This window comes from Patescibacteria group bacterium, from assembly GCA_018896645.1.
GTDB lineage: Bacteria > Patescibacteriota > Patescibacteriia > UBA2591 > JABMQE01 > JAHIMF01.
The window spans coordinates 49278-66430 of record JAHIMF010000005.1; the positions used below are offsets into that span (position 1 = coordinate 49278).

18 protein-coding genes and 1 tRNA gene are annotated in these 17153 nt (G+C 37.3%); 4 read left to right on the forward strand and 15 right to left on the reverse strand.

The features are described 5' to 3' along the window. Window positions 1-255 precede the first annotated feature (255 nt). Both KKD20_00435 and KKD20_00440 read left to right on the forward strand, forming a co-directional pair. The gene (locus KKD20_00435) at window positions 256-1188 is read left to right on the forward strand and encodes an FtsQ-type POTRA domain-containing protein (GenBank protein MBU4331579.1); all 933 of its coding nucleotides are present in this window, start codon (window positions 256-258) and stop codon (window positions 1186-1188) included. A gap of 345 nt (window positions 1189-1533) precedes the next feature. Beyond that, entirely contained in the window at window positions 1534-2499 is a 966-nt protein-coding gene (locus KKD20_00440; GenBank protein ID MBU4331580.1) for a tyrosine-type recombinase/integrase, read from the forward strand. A gap of 130 nt (window positions 2500-2629) precedes the next feature. On the opposite strand, the gene KKD20_00445 is transcribed toward KKD20_00440, so the two are convergent. From KKD20_00445 to KKD20_00480, 8 genes are all read right to left on the reverse strand, one after another. Then, on the reverse strand, window positions 2630-3019 hold the full coding sequence (locus tag KKD20_00445; protein ID MBU4331581.1) for a hypothetical protein: 390 nt from the start codon (window positions 3017-3019) through the stop codon (window positions 2630-2632). Window positions 3020-3146: 127 nt separating this feature from the next. After that, on the reverse strand, window positions 3147-4172 hold the full coding sequence (locus KKD20_00450; GenBank protein ID MBU4331582.1) for an HD domain-containing protein: 1026 nt from the start codon (window positions 4170-4172) through the stop codon (window positions 3147-3149). 56 nt (window positions 4173-4228) lie between these two features. Next, on the reverse strand, window positions 4229-4777 hold the full coding sequence (locus tag KKD20_00455; GenBank protein ID MBU4331583.1) for a hypothetical protein: 549 nt from the start codon (window positions 4775-4777) through the stop codon (window positions 4229-4231). A 113-nt stretch (window positions 4778-4890) separates the two neighbouring features. Beyond that, a complete protein-coding gene (locus tag KKD20_00460) occupies window positions 4891-6156 on the reverse strand; it encodes a peptidoglycan DD-metalloendopeptidase family protein (protein ID MBU4331584.1) in 1266 nt (421 codons plus the stop codon). A 323-nt stretch (window positions 6157-6479) separates the two neighbouring features. Beyond that, window positions 6480-6551 (reverse strand) — tRNA-Ser (locus KKD20_00465). Window positions 6552-6854: 303 nt separating this feature from the next. After that, a complete protein-coding gene (locus KKD20_00470) occupies window positions 6855-7133 on the reverse strand; it encodes a hypothetical protein (protein ID MBU4331585.1) in 279 nt (92 codons plus the stop codon). A gap of 247 nt (window positions 7134-7380) precedes the next feature. Beyond that, window positions 7381-8670: a phosphoribosylamine--glycine ligase gene (locus tag KKD20_00475; protein MBU4331586.1), complete on the reverse strand. Its 1290-nt coding sequence runs from the start codon at window positions 8668-8670 to the stop codon at window positions 7381-7383. Between the two features lie 84 nt (window positions 8671-8754). Then, window positions 8755-10215 carry a glutamate--tRNA ligase gene (locus tag KKD20_00480; protein ID MBU4331587.1) on the reverse strand — a complete coding sequence of 487 codons (1461 nt, stop codon included), beginning with the start codon at window positions 10213-10215 and terminating at the stop codon, window positions 8755-8757. Window positions 10216-10296: 81 nt separating this feature from the next. On the opposite strand from KKD20_00480, the gene KKD20_00485 reads away from it, so the two are divergent. Then, window positions 10297-10473: a hypothetical protein gene (locus KKD20_00485; protein MBU4331588.1), complete on the forward strand. Its 177-nt coding sequence runs from the start codon at window positions 10297-10299 to the stop codon at window positions 10471-10473. Between the two features lie 185 nt (window positions 10474-10658). Here the strand turns inward: KKD20_00485 and KKD20_00490 are convergent, their stop codons facing one another. The 5 genes from KKD20_00490 to thpR all read right to left on the reverse strand — a co-directional run bounded on the left by KKD20_00490 (window position 10659) and on the right by thpR (window position 13682). Further along, a complete protein-coding gene (locus tag KKD20_00490; GenBank protein MBU4331589.1) occupies window positions 10659-11273 on the reverse strand; it encodes a hypothetical protein in 615 nt (204 codons plus the stop codon). 4 nt (window positions 11274-11277) lie between these two features. Then, window positions 11278-11868 (reverse strand): hypothetical protein, encoded by a 591-nt coding sequence (locus KKD20_00495; GenBank protein ID MBU4331590.1) that lies wholly within the window; start codon window positions 11866-11868, stop codon window positions 11278-11280. A gap of 79 nt (window positions 11869-11947) precedes the next feature. Next, window positions 11948-12706 (reverse strand): WecB/TagA/CpsF family glycosyltransferase, encoded by a 759-nt coding sequence (locus KKD20_00500; protein MBU4331591.1) that lies wholly within the window; start codon window positions 12704-12706, stop codon window positions 11948-11950. Between the two features lie 48 nt (window positions 12707-12754). After that, a complete protein-coding gene (locus KKD20_00505; GenBank protein ID MBU4331592.1) occupies window positions 12755-13042 on the reverse strand; it encodes a metalloregulator ArsR/SmtB family transcription factor in 288 nt (95 codons plus the stop codon). Between the two features lie 85 nt (window positions 13043-13127). Further along, window positions 13128-13682, reverse strand: coding sequence for an RNA 2',3'-cyclic phosphodiesterase (thpR, locus tag KKD20_00510; GenBank protein MBU4331593.1), 555 nt, complete (start codon window positions 13680-13682; stop codon window positions 13128-13130). A 98-nt stretch (window positions 13683-13780) separates the two neighbouring features. Here thpR and amrS point away from each other — a divergent pair, with 98 nt between their 5' ends. Continuing rightward, window positions 13781-14659: an AmmeMemoRadiSam system radical SAM enzyme gene (gene amrS, locus KKD20_00515; protein MBU4331594.1), complete on the forward strand. Its 879-nt coding sequence runs from the start codon at window positions 13781-13783 to the stop codon at window positions 14657-14659. Between the two features lie 217 nt (window positions 14660-14876). Here the strand turns inward: amrS and KKD20_00520 are convergent, their stop codons facing one another. Both KKD20_00520 and KKD20_00525 read right to left on the reverse strand, forming a co-directional pair. Then, the gene (locus KKD20_00520) at window positions 14877-15554 is read right to left on the reverse strand and encodes a class E sortase (protein ID MBU4331595.1); all 678 of its coding nucleotides are present in this window, start codon (window positions 15552-15554) and stop codon (window positions 14877-14879) included. Between the two features lie 100 nt (window positions 15555-15654). Beyond that, window positions 15655-17153, reverse strand: a 1499-nt coding sequence (locus tag KKD20_00525) for a DUF11 domain-containing protein (protein ID MBU4331596.1), incomplete at its 5' end; no start/stop codon positions are given.

A 17153-nucleotide genomic window follows, 5' to 3' on the forward strand; every position in this document is an offset into this window, starting at 1 on the left:
CCATCATTACAATCATTCCAGGTACTGCTAAGAATAACCCCATGGGGTGTTTTGCTCTTGTTTTTACTTCAATCAACATACGAACCAAACGAATTGAGATTATAATTATTCCTAATATGAAAAGAGTGCAAAAGATGGTGTATGCCATGGTTAAGTCCTCCTTGACTGAATGTTAAGTCCTAATGTTAGTTGAGAATATAGCGAAATGACGTGGTTTTATCTTAATTCATTTTAAAATTTTTGTCAAATTAATATATGTCTTTCTTAAAACGGAGAAGGCGAGACTATCACGGCGTTCATGTTGACCCGGCTCGAGTTAAAAAACAAAAGCGGGCAACAAAATTCAGAAAATTTTTAAACACTGTTTATGCGATTATTATCTTTGGTACACTGCTCTGGCTGGTGTATTTTGTTTTATATTCCTCAACTTTTAAAATCAAAAATATTACTATCACTGGTAATCAAGGTGTCTCCAGAGAGGAGATTGTAAGCGTCGTAAATGTGCTTTTAGACTCAAAAAAATATTTCATTGTTCCTAAAAATACCTTTTTCACTGTTAATACTGATGGGCTTAGCGAAGTATTGAATGATAACTTTATTTTAGCCTATTCGGAAATCAAGAAAAAATTTCCCCATGATTTAAATATTAGTATACGAGAAAAACTTGCCGGGCTCAACTTTTGCTTAGAAACCAGGGAGAAGTGTTATTATGTCAACTATGACGGCCTGGTTGTCCATAGAGTAGGCGGGGCCGAACTTGATCCTAGGCTGCCATTACTTTTTTACAGATTGTCCCCCCAAAAAAATGAGCAGGTGGGGGAGACCCCCACCCCGGCGACCACCACAACCCCTATAAACAAACAAGGGCTACCGACAATAACTATTAGCCAAACCAATTTACCGGTTACCATGATTCGCTTTGTTTTAGAGCTTTTTATCGGGTTTAGTCAAAAAATAAGGGAGACAGGTATTCATGATATGGAAGTTAATACTCTAGAAATTTACGAAAAAAAAGTGATAGTTAATACCCACGCGGGGTATCAAATTTATTTTAATTATGACAAATCTCTAGCGGAACAAATGAATAACTTAAATACAATATTAATGAAAAAAATAAAAGGGGAGCAAGAGAACCTTGAATATGTTGACTTGCGTTTTGGAGAAAAAATTTATTATAAGATGAAATAGTTGACCCGCCTTCGCCATAGTACAAATCCATAGCTTTCACTATAATAAAAATAATAATAAAAATATAGTTTAATTTTGATAGGACTGGCTTCGGCGGGCGACCTGCCCGCTGAAGCTTTAGCGAAAGCGGGGACCCAGACCAACAGAGGATTATATGAGTAATAAATTTTTGCAGAAAGCAAAAGTTATACCTAAAAATTTGACAGGGGAGAATACCGCATGCTATATTGAGAATAAGACATAATGTCTCATAATATACCTTAACAGTCATTTAAAGTTATCCACAGCCCTTCGCCCCACCTTCGCTAAAGCTTTGGTGGGCTTCGGGCTGCAAGCAAATATCTCATGCAGAAATCATCCAAACCAATCATAAAACATATACTGGATTTTTTAGAATTTTGTGAAGTTGAAAAAGGATTAACTCAAAAATCTATTGAAAATTATAAAAGATTTTTAGATAAATTTTTAAATTGGTTAAAAAATAAAAAATTACAAAACCTTAAACCTCACGAACTAACTGATAAACATATTTGGGATTATCGAGTTTATTTATCTAGATACATTGATCCTCGGACCAGCTCTTCCCTATCCCGGCGGACCCAGAACTATTACCTGGTAGTTCTAAGGGTTTTGTTGGCTTATTTTGCGGATAAAGACATTGAATCCCTGCCATCTGATAAGATTAAATTGCCAAAGCTACGAGACTCGGATAAGGCAATCAAATTTTTGACAGTTGAACAAATAGAAAAGCTTCTCTCGGTTACGGACATCAAAACAAAAACCGGCCTGCGTGACCGGACAATCATGGAAGTTTTGTTCAGCACTGGTTTGCGAGTATCCGAGCTCACGAGCTTAAATCAAGATCAATTTAATCTTTCTTGGATAAAAAAGAATGCCAAATCTTATGAATTAAGCATCACTGGCAAGGGCGGCCGTACCCGTACGGTTTATTTTTCGCAACGGGCATTATATTGGCTAAATAAATATTTACAAAAGCGGATTGATAATGACAAAGCGCTTTTTATTCATTATCATTCGCCTGATAAAGAAACCAAGTCTCATCGATTGACTCCCCGTTCAGTAGCGCGAATTGTGGCCAAATACACTAAAATGGCTGGCTTACCGATTAGCGCTACGCCCCATACTTTGCGCCATAGTTTTGCTACTGATTTATTAACTCGCGGAGCGGACATTAGAGCAGTCCAAGAGTTTTTAGGCCATAAAAATATTGTCACTACGCAGGTTTACACTCATGTAACTAACAAAAGATTACGGGATTTGTATGACAAGTTTCATAGCGGAAATAAATAAAAATAATTCCAAAATCCAAATTACAAATTATTCCAAATCAAATCCAAACAACAAACCCAAAAAATGAAATTTGACATTTGAGCTTTGAGCTTCATTTGGCATAATTTAAACTTTGAAATAATTTGGATTTTTAATTAAAGTGCTCCCCCAACACCCCATCCTTCTTAAACTTCTCAATATTTTTGTTAACCTGCTTATAAAACGCCGGGTAGTGTTTGCGAATAATCAAATGGCCTTTGTAGCGCTGACGATATGGGAGTTTCTGATGATGGGCTATTTCGTGCGCTATCACCCGCAGAATTGAGTTATAGCTTTTTGGTTTGCGGTGTTTTGGAGTATAAATATCAACGGTAATGGTTTTATTTTTGAGATTAGTGTGCCCGAGGACGAGATTTTTAGCAGACTTGACTCCCCCATTCCGTCCTTGCATTGGGCGGAATTTTAAGTTTGGGTATTTTAAAATAATACACGCGCGGATGAAAAGGTGAGAGATGAGTTGTTCGTGTTTTGGGTTTAACATACGAATAATAATGCGAATGATGCCAATTACCTGCCTTGCCGGCAGGCAGGCGCGAATATGCGAATTTATTATTTTTTTTCACCCCCTATTGCATAATCAGATTTTTGGCGAAAGTTGATTAGGCGGCTCATACTTTACTTAATCTTTTAGCTGTTTCAAATTGTTCTCTTTTAGTAATTGCGTCATGATAATTTATTTTTTCTTCAGAATAGGTATACTGTCCTTTTTTCGATTCTTCTATTAGTTCATTTACCCATTCCCGGTCATCTTCATCTTCAAGCATATCCCTGGCTTGTTCAGCGCTGTCAAAACCGCTCAAAAGCGCAGCTTCACCAGGACTTAAATCAATATCAAATTCTTGACATTCCCCACTTAAGTGTTCGTCTTGCTTTCTGAAAAATGGAACATTCAAACGAATTGTTAATACTTTTTCTCTTCCTTTGCGATCAGCTAACGAGCCCATATCAGCCGCTAAAAGTGTTTCTGCTACAATGTTTCCTTCTTCCGGATAAGGATGTTTGATTTCCATTTCTCCTTTTTTTTGGAGCTCTTTATTTACATTTTCTAATATCCTCGTCATAAAACCGGGATGTGGTCCCATATGGCATCTAATCGCTTCCTCAATAGTCGATATTGTCTTTTCGACGTCTTCTTCGCTATAATTTTCTCCTAAAATTTTGGTCAGCATCTCTGGTTGTTGCTCAAAAATACTCTTTACTTCATTGGCGGCAATTTCGCCGTGAGCCGCCAGCATATAATTTTGAATGTTTGCTGATTCTTCTGGCGGTTTACCTGATTTAGCTAAATCGTGTAAAATCGCTGCTGCCTCAAGCGTTGCGAGTTGTTTTTCACCTAGGCCCTTTTTTACTCCTCTTTCAACGCAAAAATTCAATATTTGCTTATTATGTTCTTCAAAAGATTTAAGTTGCTCTGGACTTTCAGCTATTGTTGAATTAGGATTTTCGTAACGTTCATTGACCAAATTAATCAATCCAGAAAATCTTTCTTGAGCGGCTTTATACTCTTTATCAATAGGAGTTAATTCTTTTTCTATTTTTTTCTCTTCGGATTTTTCAACGGTTATTTCTTCTGGTTTTATCCCCATTTCTTTTAATTGCTCCTCTGACATTGAACTTTCTAGTCCCATAGGCATATAATTTTTCCTTTCCCCTTTACTCAACGCCAACTTTAAATAAAGGAATTAAATAATTATTCTTCAAATTTACCGACCACATAATCAAATTCCTGGCCCCAGTCTCTTGTTGGGCACTTGAATCCCGTAGGACTAATCGCCCGATTAGTCCACCTAACTTTTTCAGTTTCTAACTTCCTAATAGCCAAAACATAAAACGGTTTATCACAACCATAACAGGGGTAATATGGGCTATTGTTATTACAATTGTAGTGATGATAAAAATATCCTTGGCAATGGCCAAAAAACAAGGGGTCTCCCCTATCTTGGTCTAGAAAACCTTCTTTGACAAGAACCGACAAAAAGCCATCATTGCCATCTTTTTTACAAAAACCAATATCCCAGCGGTCACAACAGGCATCTTGGCCCGCATCAGGATAATTTCCGTGTTTTTCATAATATTTATCTATAGCAATTTGAATATCTCGGATATCTTGCAGGCGTTTCTGGTCACGAGTAATTTTTTGGTGCGCATCAAAGTAAAAAACTCCTAAAATAAAAAAAAGTCCGATTAGAGATATTATTATAACCAGTTTAAAACAATTTTTCTGAAGATACACATTCATTTATAATATATTCATTTATCATCTTAATGATTGGCTGATAAAGTTGTTAATAAGGTGGTAATTTTTATTAAGTAAGTATTAACCCTAATAGATGACAAATGGAAATGTTAACATCACGGGAGATAATTGAGTGGATTCACCGGTATCCCATTCAATCTCACTTCAAAATGCAGATGGGGTCCGCTGCTAAATCTGCCGGCGCCTGGGGTGCCGGGCATACCGCCGGAAAGACCCATCACTTGGCCTCGCTTTACATAACTATCTTCTTTTACATCAATTCTTGAAAGGTGCCCGTAAACAGTGGAAATGCCATTATTGTGGATAATCATTACATAACTGTAGCCTGTAGCCCCGCCATTTTTAGCCCGCGCCACATAGCCGGAAGCTGCCGCTCTAACTGAAATGCCATTAGAGGGCACGCCGTCTCTCAAAGTTCTAATATCAACGCCTGAATGTTCGCCAATCCAAAGGCGGTAGGGATAGTCCGGGTCATGAAAATAAGCAACGATTTGACGCGACGGAACCGGCCAGGACAAAGTGGCCGTATCGTTATCTAAATCAGTTCCCCCCTGCTCTTGCTCCTGGGCTTCCAGGGCCGCGCGAATCTTTTGCTCTAAATTTTTCATTTCAACATTTGCTTGTTCAAATTCCTGACGCGCTAAAACCAGCAAATTTTCAAATTTTCTTTCTGAACTTTTTGTCTGGGCCAGCAAATTGGTTTTCATGCCAGTTTCTTCGGCCAAGGCATTTTTCTCGGACAAGAGCTCTTCTTTTAAATTTTCTAACTTTTTCTTCTTAGCGCCTAAATTATTTTTCTCTACTACCAGCCTTTCTCTTAATTCTTGGACTTCACCCAAAGTAATCTGGACATCATTCTGCACACTCTCCAGATATTGAATGTGATTAAAAAAATCAGACAAGTTATCATTAGTCAAAATAATTTCTATATACCCTTTTTGATCGTATTTGTAGATGGTACGAATAAATTCACCGAGATTAACTTTATTGGTTTCGATTTTTTCTTCCTTATCAGTAATCTCTTTTTCTACCTTACGAATTTGCAAATCCGCTTCTTCTATCTTAGACTGGGTGAGCTCAATATTTAATTTCGCTTTTTCAATTCGGCTCTCTAAGATACTAAGTTGATTGCTTAGGCTTAAAGCTTCTTTTTGTTTCTGGGTTATTCTTTCTTGGTATAGCTCACGCTCGGTTTCCAGCTCTTTGATGTACTGTTTCTTTTTGTTGATTTCTTGTTCTAAAATACTAACCGGGTCCTGGTCATAAGCGGCTAGAACTGGCGAAAATAAAAAGACAGTACAAAAAACTGCCAGAATTATAACTGTGAAATAATAATTATTTTTTTGTTTCTGTGAATGCATGGGTTTTCTTAACTCAAATTACAAAATACTGCCAAAGTTTGACATTCTCTGATATTATTATAGTATAGTTTATTGTTTTAGTAAAATAGATAAGTAGAACGAAAGAACTTGCGGTAGCTATGTGGATAACTTATCTGTGTATGAGACGTTTTGTGCCATATTCATAGTATTTTTCATTGATTTAGCATACTCGTTCATTATCAGTAGTCGTTTTGTACTACCCCTGTTTGGAGGCACAAAATTTGGGTAGAATAGAATAAGAATAAATTTGCAATTTTTGTCGTGAAATTGTCATTATCTGTTATAGTCAATTTTCACAGAGGTGGACCCGACCGGACTTGAACAGGCATAGCACATGTGTCAAGTATGGCATGTTACCATTACATCACGGGCCCAGGCCCACCAATTTCAGTATAAAGCAAAAAGAACCCTCTTGCAAGGATTCTTTTTGTTGACACATGCGCAATATCCGTGATGCGGGTATGCCATATCTAATTGCAGTATAGCACAAGTGATATAAATGTCAAGCGTATTTATCCACAAGCGCAAACTGCTAAATTTGCGTTAAAAAATTGAGAATCCACATGCCAATTTAACGCAATATGGCTCCACAGTCTCCCTTTGGGAGAACTATGGAGCCCGCGAGGTGTGGAGTCAGCGGGTCGTTCAAAATTTATTTATGGATATAGGCTTTATGACTATCTACTCTTTAACAATTCATCGATAGCTTCTATAACAGAATTTTCTGCATCTTGTTGCACTTTTTTTTCACTAAGCTTTCCGTCATATGCCCGTTCTCCAGTTTCTGGCACACTATAAATACCTCCTCTTGCGATACTTTTTAAGAAATTAAGTAGACCTTTTGCCGAGGTTTTGGAAAGCTCATCCTTTAATTTTTCTAATTTTTGCTTTAACTCTAACGATATTTCACCTTCTTGACTTATTTCTTCGGTTTTTGGATTAAATTTTTCACTCATATTAGTTTCCCTTTTTATAACAATTTGGATTAAACTAAATTGTTATATTGATTAAAATTTTTTTAGGATTTAGTTAGTAATGAATATGCAAACTTTATCCTTTCAACACTTTTCTCTTTCCCTAAAGCCCTAATAATCTCAAAAACATCCGGGGAGTTTTTTTGACCGGAAACGGCCACGCGCAGGGGTCAAAAAGTTTCGGAGCGGGTTAAGTTTTGTTCTTCTCGCTTGGAATCAAGGGATTTATTTAGCTTTCTCTCAAATATCCCCAGTTATGAAGTTTATCGCTATCGTTAAACCAACGTTCACCAATATCGTCACGATAATACATGTGGGGGATATTGATGTTTTTAATTCGGTTGTAAGCTTGTTCTTGGGTTTGTTTCATGGTTTGACCAGTGCCGCAGACTATCAGCACGACGCCTGATGTTCCAGTAACCAGCCATTCATTATTAATCATTTTAACATCTTCTATGTGAACTCCTTCGGTAGGTTTTTTAAAAAAGATGACCGAATCTTTGGATTTAACTAGAAAGGTTTGTTTATCGCGGAAAGGGAACGGTGGTACAACAATACGAATACCGATTTGGAAACCATTTTTAACTTTTAAAACGGGTTTGTTTCCGGAAGCAAGTTCAAAAAGAAATTCGCTGATAGGCGTAACCATTCCTTCTTGTTGGATGCTGATAGTGGGGTAACCAAATCGGGCGGTCCATTCCAATGGGTAGATGCCATTAACATTAACAATGCAGTTAATATCAATATAGCCGATATATTTTTCTTGAGCGAGAACCGATTCAAATTTTTTTAGGGTGGCGTTAAAAATTTTGTTAGGAGTTGACCAAAACATAACAGTTCCCATTTCCCCAGTAGAAGGACCAAGGTTGCCGGGAAAGAGTTTTTTGTGCTCAAAGTTAACATTAATTGGATAGATAAATTCTTGGCCGTTAAAGAAGGCGCCGACAGCAATTTCGACACCGACTAATCTTTTTTGGAGCTGAAAATTGGGAATTTTTTTGGCCCAGGCTTTGTTGTAATCGTTTAAAACTTGGATAACATCTCGGCCGTCGTCTTCTTCACCGATAAAAAGCAGGCCTTTTAAGTTTTGGGCCTCGCCGCTCGGTTTGATAACATATTTAGTAGGATTTTCTCGAACAAATTTAATTGCTTCTTCGAAATTAGTGAAATTCCAATGAGGAGCTACTGATACGCCATGTTTTTTTAGCTCTTCTTGACCAAAGGCGCGTTCATCCTCAAGACGGTCAGTATACGGTGTTCCGCCGATAACTCTTTTGCCTTGGTCGCGTAATTTTTTGGCAAGGGTTCCTTGGCCTAGGACATCATCAAAAATAATGACATCAGCCCATTCGACTTCCTGTTGCCAATTAAGAGTTTTTTCAACGAAGCCATCACCGACTTCACGTTCTTCTGACTCTTTAATATAATATTTAGTTTGATGTCCTTCCTTTTTTATTTGCCAGGCGATATCGGTGATCAGGCCGTCGTAGGAATAAAAGAGAAATTTTAGAGGTTTCATTTTTTTGGATGATGAATTATTTTATTATGGGATAGGCGAATTCAACGGATTTGTTTTGATTGAATTCGTTGATATTATTCTTAATTATTTTTTAAGTAGATTTAAGGCATGTTTAATTCGTTCAACACTTTTCTCTTTCCCCAAAGCACTAATAATCTCAAAAACATCAGGAGAATTTTGTTGGCCGGAAACGGCTACGCGCAGGGGCCAGAGGGCGTCGGAACGCGATAAATTTTGTTTTTCGCGTTGGGAATCTAATTCTTCTCGTAATTTTTGGCTATTCCCTATTGTTCGATTGCTCGATTGCTCGATTGTCGATAGGGTAAATTCCAAAGCCTTGATTGTTGTTTCTTTGGTTGATTTTTTGGGAATGAGAAGCCCGGACTTATATTCTAATTTTTCTTGAAAAATAAAGCCAACTAACTCCCCTATCTCGTTTAATCGTTTTAATCTGTCTTGGGCGAGTTTGACAATATTTTCGTTTGTTTTTTTGTTTTTTTGTTTTTTTGTTTTTTTTATAAATCCAGCTTCAATTAAAAATGGCAAACACAATTCAGTAAGTCGTTCAACTGGCAACTGCCGTATGTACCAACCATTAAGCCAATCCAGTTTTTCAAGATTAAAAATCGCGCCGGCCTTTTGGACTTTTTGCAATTCAAAATCTTCAATTAACTCATTAGAAGAATATGCCTCTTTGTCCGTACCCGGGTTCCAGCCCAGAAAAGCAATAAAGTTAATCAAAGCTTCTTTAAGATAACCCTTTTTTAGATAATCTTCAACCGCGACATCACCCTGGCGTTTGGAAAGTTTTGATTTGTTTGGATTGAGAAGAAGCGGAAGATGAGCAAACTCGGGAGGCCGCCATTCAAAATATTTATAAAGTAAAATGTGTTTTGGTGTTGAAGACAGCCACTCCTCTCCCCTAATAACATGACTAATTTTCATCTCGTGGTCATCAACCACACTAGCCAAATGATAGGTTGGGTAACCGTCAGATTTAAGTAAAACTTGGTCGTCAATCAAGTCATTTTCAAATTTAACTTTGCCCCGCACAATATCTTCAAATTCAGTCATCCCCTGCTCTGGCACTCTCATCCGGATTATATGCGGTTTACTTTCTTTAATATTTTTTTCAACATCTTCCCGGCTCAACTCACGGCAATGCCCATCATATTTTGGCGGTTCTTTGCGTGTTTGCTGTTCTTTACGCATCTTTTCCAATCGCTCGGTTGAACAAAAACAATAATAAGCTTTATTATTTTTGACTAATTGTTCAGCGTGCTTTTTATAAATATCCAATCGCTGGGATTGCACTACCACCGGTTCATCACTCTCCATATCAAAATCTTTGAGCGTTTTAAGTAGTTTTTCAGTAGCGCCTTCGATTTGTCTTTTTTTGTCCGTATCTTCAATCCGAATCAAAAATTTACCCTTATTATGTCGGGTAAATAAAAAATTATATAAAGCGCTCCGAAGGCTCCCAACATGGAGAAAACCAGTTGGGCTGGGCGCGAAACGAACGCGGATTGGAGAGGGGGTTGACATAATTGGGATCATGATTTAATATGGTGGTGACAGCAGGAATTGAAATCAAACCGCTTGATTAAACTGGACGGGGGTGTGAATATGAAAATTTTTGTAGCTATGAACGGAGACTTGCGTGAATTTACGCGAGATGAGTTGTTGGCGGAGTCCGGAGAGAACCTTATTAAGTTTCATCGTATCAATGTGGTTTTCTGCAATGCGGACTGTCAGTGCGATTTGGAAAAATTGGAGGAAGTTATGTTGGAGAGAATGAGCTAATCTCTTCCTGCCTCGTGATTTGTTCCCAATCCGTGTTTTGAATTTTACACGGGTTGGGATTTTTTTATACAAAATGCAAACCGTGATAATTTAGTATTCAACTATTCGTGCGAATAGTTGAATGGTTTAATTCTAAATATTCCAAATTTTTTGTAAGAATCTTTGCGATGTTTGATTTTAATTTTTCATTTTCCACCCAACTCTTTCAAAATTCCCTTTTTTGTTTTCGCCATTTTTTGTTCGTTGATTTTTAGTTCTTCGGCTCTTGTGGTATTTTTTAAAAAAGATAAAAATTGTTTGTTGAGAGATTGCAAATTATTTTTTTTGATTAAATTTTTATATTCCCGCCAATCAAATTCCGGGAGCAAAGCCAAACTTAAAAGGTCAAGCTCGTCTTTTCGGCCTTTGGTTGAACCTTGTCGATTTTGCCAGGCGTGAAGTTTCAGCAAAAACAGGATTTCCAATTTTGGCAGATGAAAGCCCTCGCGATTTTGCGCGGTTTTTTTAATACGAGAGAGATCAATCCCTAATTCCGAATAATGCGGCAGATAAATGTCAATGTCAAATTCGCCGGATTTTATTTCGTATTTTTTGAGGCGATCGTTTTTGAAAACCTCATATTTTTCTTTCAGCCGGGCTAATTCTTGATATTCTATAATAATATCAATATCTTTGGATTTTAAACTGTGCGAGTATAGAAAAACTGCCCAGCCGCCAATCAAAATAAAATCGTATTCTTGATTAAACTTTTGCAAAAATTCAAAACTTTTTTGAGTAATTATGTTATGATAAAATTGCATAAATTCAAATTAAATTCATTTTTTCTTTAAGGCATTTCAGAAAATCTTTGGCATACCAATCAGACAGATTCCAAAGGTCGGCAAAAGTTTGGACATCAGGGGTGTTTTCGCCGAAATCTTTCAGGCAAGCATCGGCTTTTAAAACAAATAAATTTTTCTGGCCTTTTTCTTGAGGAAATCTTTTTTTAACTTCTGCCAATTGGCTGGGGTCGGCGTAAATATAAACTTTGTCGTAGTCAGCCGGAGATTCTCGATATTTTTTGGCGTAAGCGCTATAAGCGCCAAAAATAATTGCTTGGGGCATTAGCCCTTCAATTTCATTAGGATTTTTAGCAACATTGGTTGAGTAAATAATTTCTTTTGTTAAATTCCTTTGAGTAGCCCAGAAATATAAAAATTTTTCTTTGTCTTGGATTAAAAAATTGCGACCGGTTACTTTGACAGCGCCTGATTGTCTGGGAACTTTCAGGGCGTTAAAAACAGTACTTAAAGAAATCCTAAACTTTTCAGATAGATCTTTTTGGGTAAATTCGATTTTTTTATTGTCTATGGCTTGATGCAAAATTTCCCGCCAGAGAATTTCTTTTTTGGTCATAAATTGATAAATCTCCTAAAATTAGGTTTCTGTTTTTTGATAAAATTTATAGGTTCATTTCTATCATATTAGAAATGAGTTATTTTGTCAATTTTTCCTTCAAAACCAACCACATAAACACTGCCGTAGCGTTCCAAATTCTTTTTATTCGTTTTGGCTGTAAAATTAACCGAACCAGCCATTCCAGGCCTAAAATTCGCAAAAATTTGGGCGCTCTGGGGGTTTTTTTGCTGATATAGTCAAAACTACCCCCAACACCCATGGCCAAGCGCACAGAGGGTAATTTTGGCAAATTTTGGACTATCCACTTTTCTTGTTTAACTTGGCCTAAGGCAACGAGTATAATGTCAGGATTTGCTGATTTTATTTTAGCAATATTTTGACTATTATTCAACTTTGGATTGATAATTGATAATTGATAATTGATAATTCCGCCGGAGTGCGCGCCTGCTATTTTTAATTCAGGAAATTTTTGCTTTAGCTTATTCACAGCTTTTTTGGCTACCCCCTCCCCGGCTCCGAATAAATATATTGACTTGTTTTTTTGGGCTGCGAGTTTGCAAATTTTTATCATCAAATCAACTCCGGCAAGGCGGTTGATTTTTTGTTTATGCAAAATACGAGCCGCAATTTTAAGACCCATACCATCAGGAATAGCAATGTCTGCCTTATTTAATATTTTGGTAAATTCTTGATCTTTTTGGGCGGCAACAATAAACTCTGGATTGGGGGTAACAATGTAGTGTTGTTCCTCACTATTCAAAAAATGTTCAATTTTTCTTAGAACTTCAGTTCTGGAGAGATTATCAATTTGGACGCCGAGAATGGTAGGTTTCATAATATATGTTTATAATGTTATGGAACCATTCGCACGAATGGTTCCAAACTACTTTTTAATATTAAGAATCATTTTCAAAAATTTTAATGCCTCTTGGGTTGGTTTATTCTGGTTTTTAAAATTTGAGTCATAATATACGAACATGCCATCCTTTATTCTCTTGATGAACCCCGCGGATTCCAATACAAGCAAATGTTTAGATGTTCCTTTTATACTGATTCTAAACTTGCTGGCAGTATCGCCCACGGTTAATTTTTCATTATTTAACATCATTTTCATGATACTCAATCTTTTTTCATTCCCCAGGGCTTTAAATTTTTTACTAAGCTGCCGCATAAATTTTTATATTTGTATCTGGAACCATTCGCACGAATGGTTCACGATTATTAATACTACTATTTATATTAATATTACTTATATTCTACCCCAACTTAAACGATTTAACAACCCTATACTTGGCTCCACCTGGCGTCAGTTGACTTTCCATCAATTCAATGCTTCTCACCTCAAAATCACTCTCCCCCATCTCCACTCGCGGAATATTTAACTGGCATTTGTCCTTGACTCTAGCAATAGTAACATGTTCGTGCCATGGCCGTGACTCCACGTCAAAACCACCCTTTTCTAATTCCTCGCCAATAGCTTTTTGAATACTGCAAGCTTTCCCACCGCCCAATTTTCCACAATCGACAAATATTATCCTGGGATTGTCAAAATTAGGAAAAACGTCTATGTTATCCAATCTCATAATAAAAGGGGGGCAATTTTTATTTACTTTCTCTAATATTTTTTCAACTTGCGGTATTTGTTGCTCTTCTAGGTAACCCAAAAAATGCAAGGTCAAGTGCAGGCCCTCGGGATTTGTCCACTTCACGGGCAGCCCCTTGTTTCTTCTTTCCAATTCTAAGATCAGTTTTGCTAATCTTTTTTTGAGCGGTTCTGGAAGATTGATGGCGATAAAAAGGCGATGTTTCATAAAATATAATTCAAATCTACAAATGAATGCTAATCTACAAATGTTACAAATTTCGTTGATAATTGTATTTTATCATGATTTGGGTTAATATTAAAGATATGAAAGAAGCAATATTGTACAAAAAATTGAACAATCGAAAAGTTCAATGTCGGGTGTGTAATCATTATTGTAAAATTAATCCTGGTAAGCGTGGTGTTTGCGGGGTGCGGGAGAACAAAAATGGTAAATTATACAGTTTAGTTTATGACAGAGCTTGTGCGGAAAATATTGACCCAATTGAGAAAAAGCCATTTTATCATTTCTTACCCGGCACCTTTTCCCTTTCTATCGCCACGGTAGGTTGTAATTTTCGTTGTCATAATTGTCAAAATTGGGATATTAGTCAAAATGTCAAAATTGCAGCTGACATTATTGGGCAAGAATTGCCACCTGAAAAAATTGTTCAAAATGCAATAGATAATAATTGTCCTAGTATTTCTTATACTTATACCGAGCCAACAATATTTTTAGAATATGCTTTGGACACAATGAAATTGGCTCGCAAAGCCGGATTAAAAAACTGTTGGGTAAGTAATGGGTACATGAGCAAGGAATCACTTAAGCTTATTTTTCCAAATCTTGACGCTATTAATGTTGATTTGAAATCTTCTGATGATGAATTTTATAAAAAATACTGTAACGCGAGATTGCAACCGGTCTTAGATAATCTGATGGCAATCAAAAAAGCTAAAGTTCATTTGGAAGTGACGACTTTAGTTATCCCGACCCTCAATGATGAGGAAAATAACCTAAAAAAAATCGCCCAATTTATTCATGGCAAATTAGGCGCGGATACCCCATGGCATGTCAGTCGTTTTTCTGGAATGATTTCTTGGAAACTTCAACATCTGCCAGATACGCCAGCAGAAACTATAAGACGAGCTAAAGAGATTGGTGAAGGGGTTGGACTTAAGCGGGTGCATTTAGGCAATATTTGATATATAACATAATTATCAAAAAGTAAAAACGACTCACTGGTTTTAACCTAGGTGAGTCGTTGTGTTCTTCTACCAGCGACACTATAAAGAGCATATCGCTGCACATTCTATTATTATGTTCCAATAATCTAAAAAGTCAAGCCCCTACAATTAGCCAAAAAAATACGCGCTTATCTGCATTAAACAAGCGCGTATTTTTTATTTGAAATGTAATAAATTAGTTACTAATATAATCAGCCACTACAACCAACCGTTTCTCGCTAGTAAATAACGGTGTGCAAGTGAAAAGAGTTAAAACTGGCTGGGTGGTATTGGACAGAATTTCTACTTGTCCCGGATCAACTACTTTAATCTCTTTAACTTGATACTGATACTCTTTATCCCGCCAAATCACTTTTACTATATCCCCAACTCCCAATTTATCCAAAAGATAAAAAGTTCGGGAGCTGGGTGGTTGGTATAAATAGCGATGAGCAGAAATTACTGTATTGCCGCCCTTGTCCGGAGCAGAGGTTCCGGGTATATGCCAGGCGCCTTGGTATAAAACATTGGCATCAGCTCCTTCTATAATCTTCATATCAACCCCAATTTTGGGAATAATGATTTTATTGACTGGCTCAATTCTGGCGAGCTGCGTGGCAACTGGTTGTGGCTCTTGATAATTTAGAAGCTCCTTCTTATCATTAGCTTCAGTCACTTGAGTGGGGAGGGATAATTTTTCCTCACTATTCCCGGGGAAAGATAACAGGACGGGTTCTTCTTGTTCAATTTCTAAATCGGGAATTTCCTCAAAAACCAGGGCTGATTGGATGCTCTGTTCCAAAGCATCTCCGGGTAATGACTGCCTGTCTAAATAAGAATTATCTAGAAAATGATAGCCCAATAAGGTTCCCAAGGGATATATAACCAAACCCAAGCTCAAACACAGGGTAATTAAGGCGAGGATTCTAAAGGGTCTATTATTTTTGGCCGGTTTTGGTAAAAGATTAACACCTTTAGATGTTAGACGATATGTATTTTTTGCTGTCAAAGTAAACATAAGCACTGGAACAAATAACAAATAAGCCGCCCAAAAAATAAATAATCATCTGCTTGCCATTACCTGTATCTGGCAATTCCTCAAAGATAATTTTTAACACGGCACTGGCCTCTAAATCATCGTGATTAGTAGAGGATAAGGTAACAGTATTTTGATATTCACCTGGACTAACATCATTGCCAACAATAACTACATATTCAACGGTTTTAATTTCACCCGGGCCAATATCACCGATTACCCACTCTGTGATACCGCCCTTAGTTATAAAATCTGCAGGCAAGACATCATTAAGCTTAACTTCATAAGCTGTTCCTTCGCCAGAATTAGAGACTTTTAGTAAGTAAGCAACCTCATCGCCGGCTTTAGCATAAGGAGCTTCATGAGATTTCTCTAAGGACAATATTGGAAAATCTGCTTCAGTTGGTTCTCTAACCTCAACCTCAACCGAGCCATAAGCAACATTATCAGGGGGACCAACATTAGTAATTTTAGCTAGGGCATTATTTTCATAAATTCCTGGTAAAACTCCAGCTCCCACTTTGACTGGGTAGCTAATTTTTTTGGTTTCATAACTGGCAATATTGCCTAAATCCCAAACCACAATGGTTTCCGAGGTCGTGGCATAAGTAAAACCTTCCGGCAAAGAATCAGTCACGGTTAAGTTTTCACCGACTTCATTACCAATATTGGTGATTTCTAAGGTATAAATAATTTCTTGATTAGGATAAACAAAAACATGGTCAACTGTTTTGTTCATCAAAAGCCGAGGGTCATAAGTAACCTTGCCGCCGCCGCAGTAACCTACGCATCCTTCATTTTTACAACTGGCTGAACAGCCATCACCACTGGTATTATTACCATCATCACAAGCTTCGCCTGGATCAACAGTGCCATCACCACAATACGGCAAATTCTCCAAAACACATTGGCTGGTACATTGCTGATGAGCGCCAACGCCGTCAGCGCCGTCACAACCTTCATAACCGTCATTTTGAGGACCCCCACTGCCTTCTTCGTTAGGAGATTGTTTTATACCATCCCCACAAAAAGTCTGGCCATGAAACTCACAAGTACATAAATTACAAACATCAGTAGTGTTAGAATTTTCATCATTACAATCGGTATCAACTTCGCACTGCTCATCAAATCCATCATCATTAGGAGTCTGAATATTACCGTCCCCGCAATAAGTTAAATCAATCAAAATACATTGGTCAGTACATTGCTGATGTTCGCCAACCCCAGCTTGACCATCACACTGTTCATCAAACCCATCGTCATTAGGTTTCTGAACTGTGCCATCACCGCAAAAAGTTAAATTCTCCAAAACACATTGGCTGGTACATTGCTGATGAGCGCCAACGCCGTCAGTGCCATCGCAATCCTCATAGCCATCATTTAAAGGACCGCCAGTACCTACTTGGTTAGGAGACTGTTTTGCGCCATCACCACAAA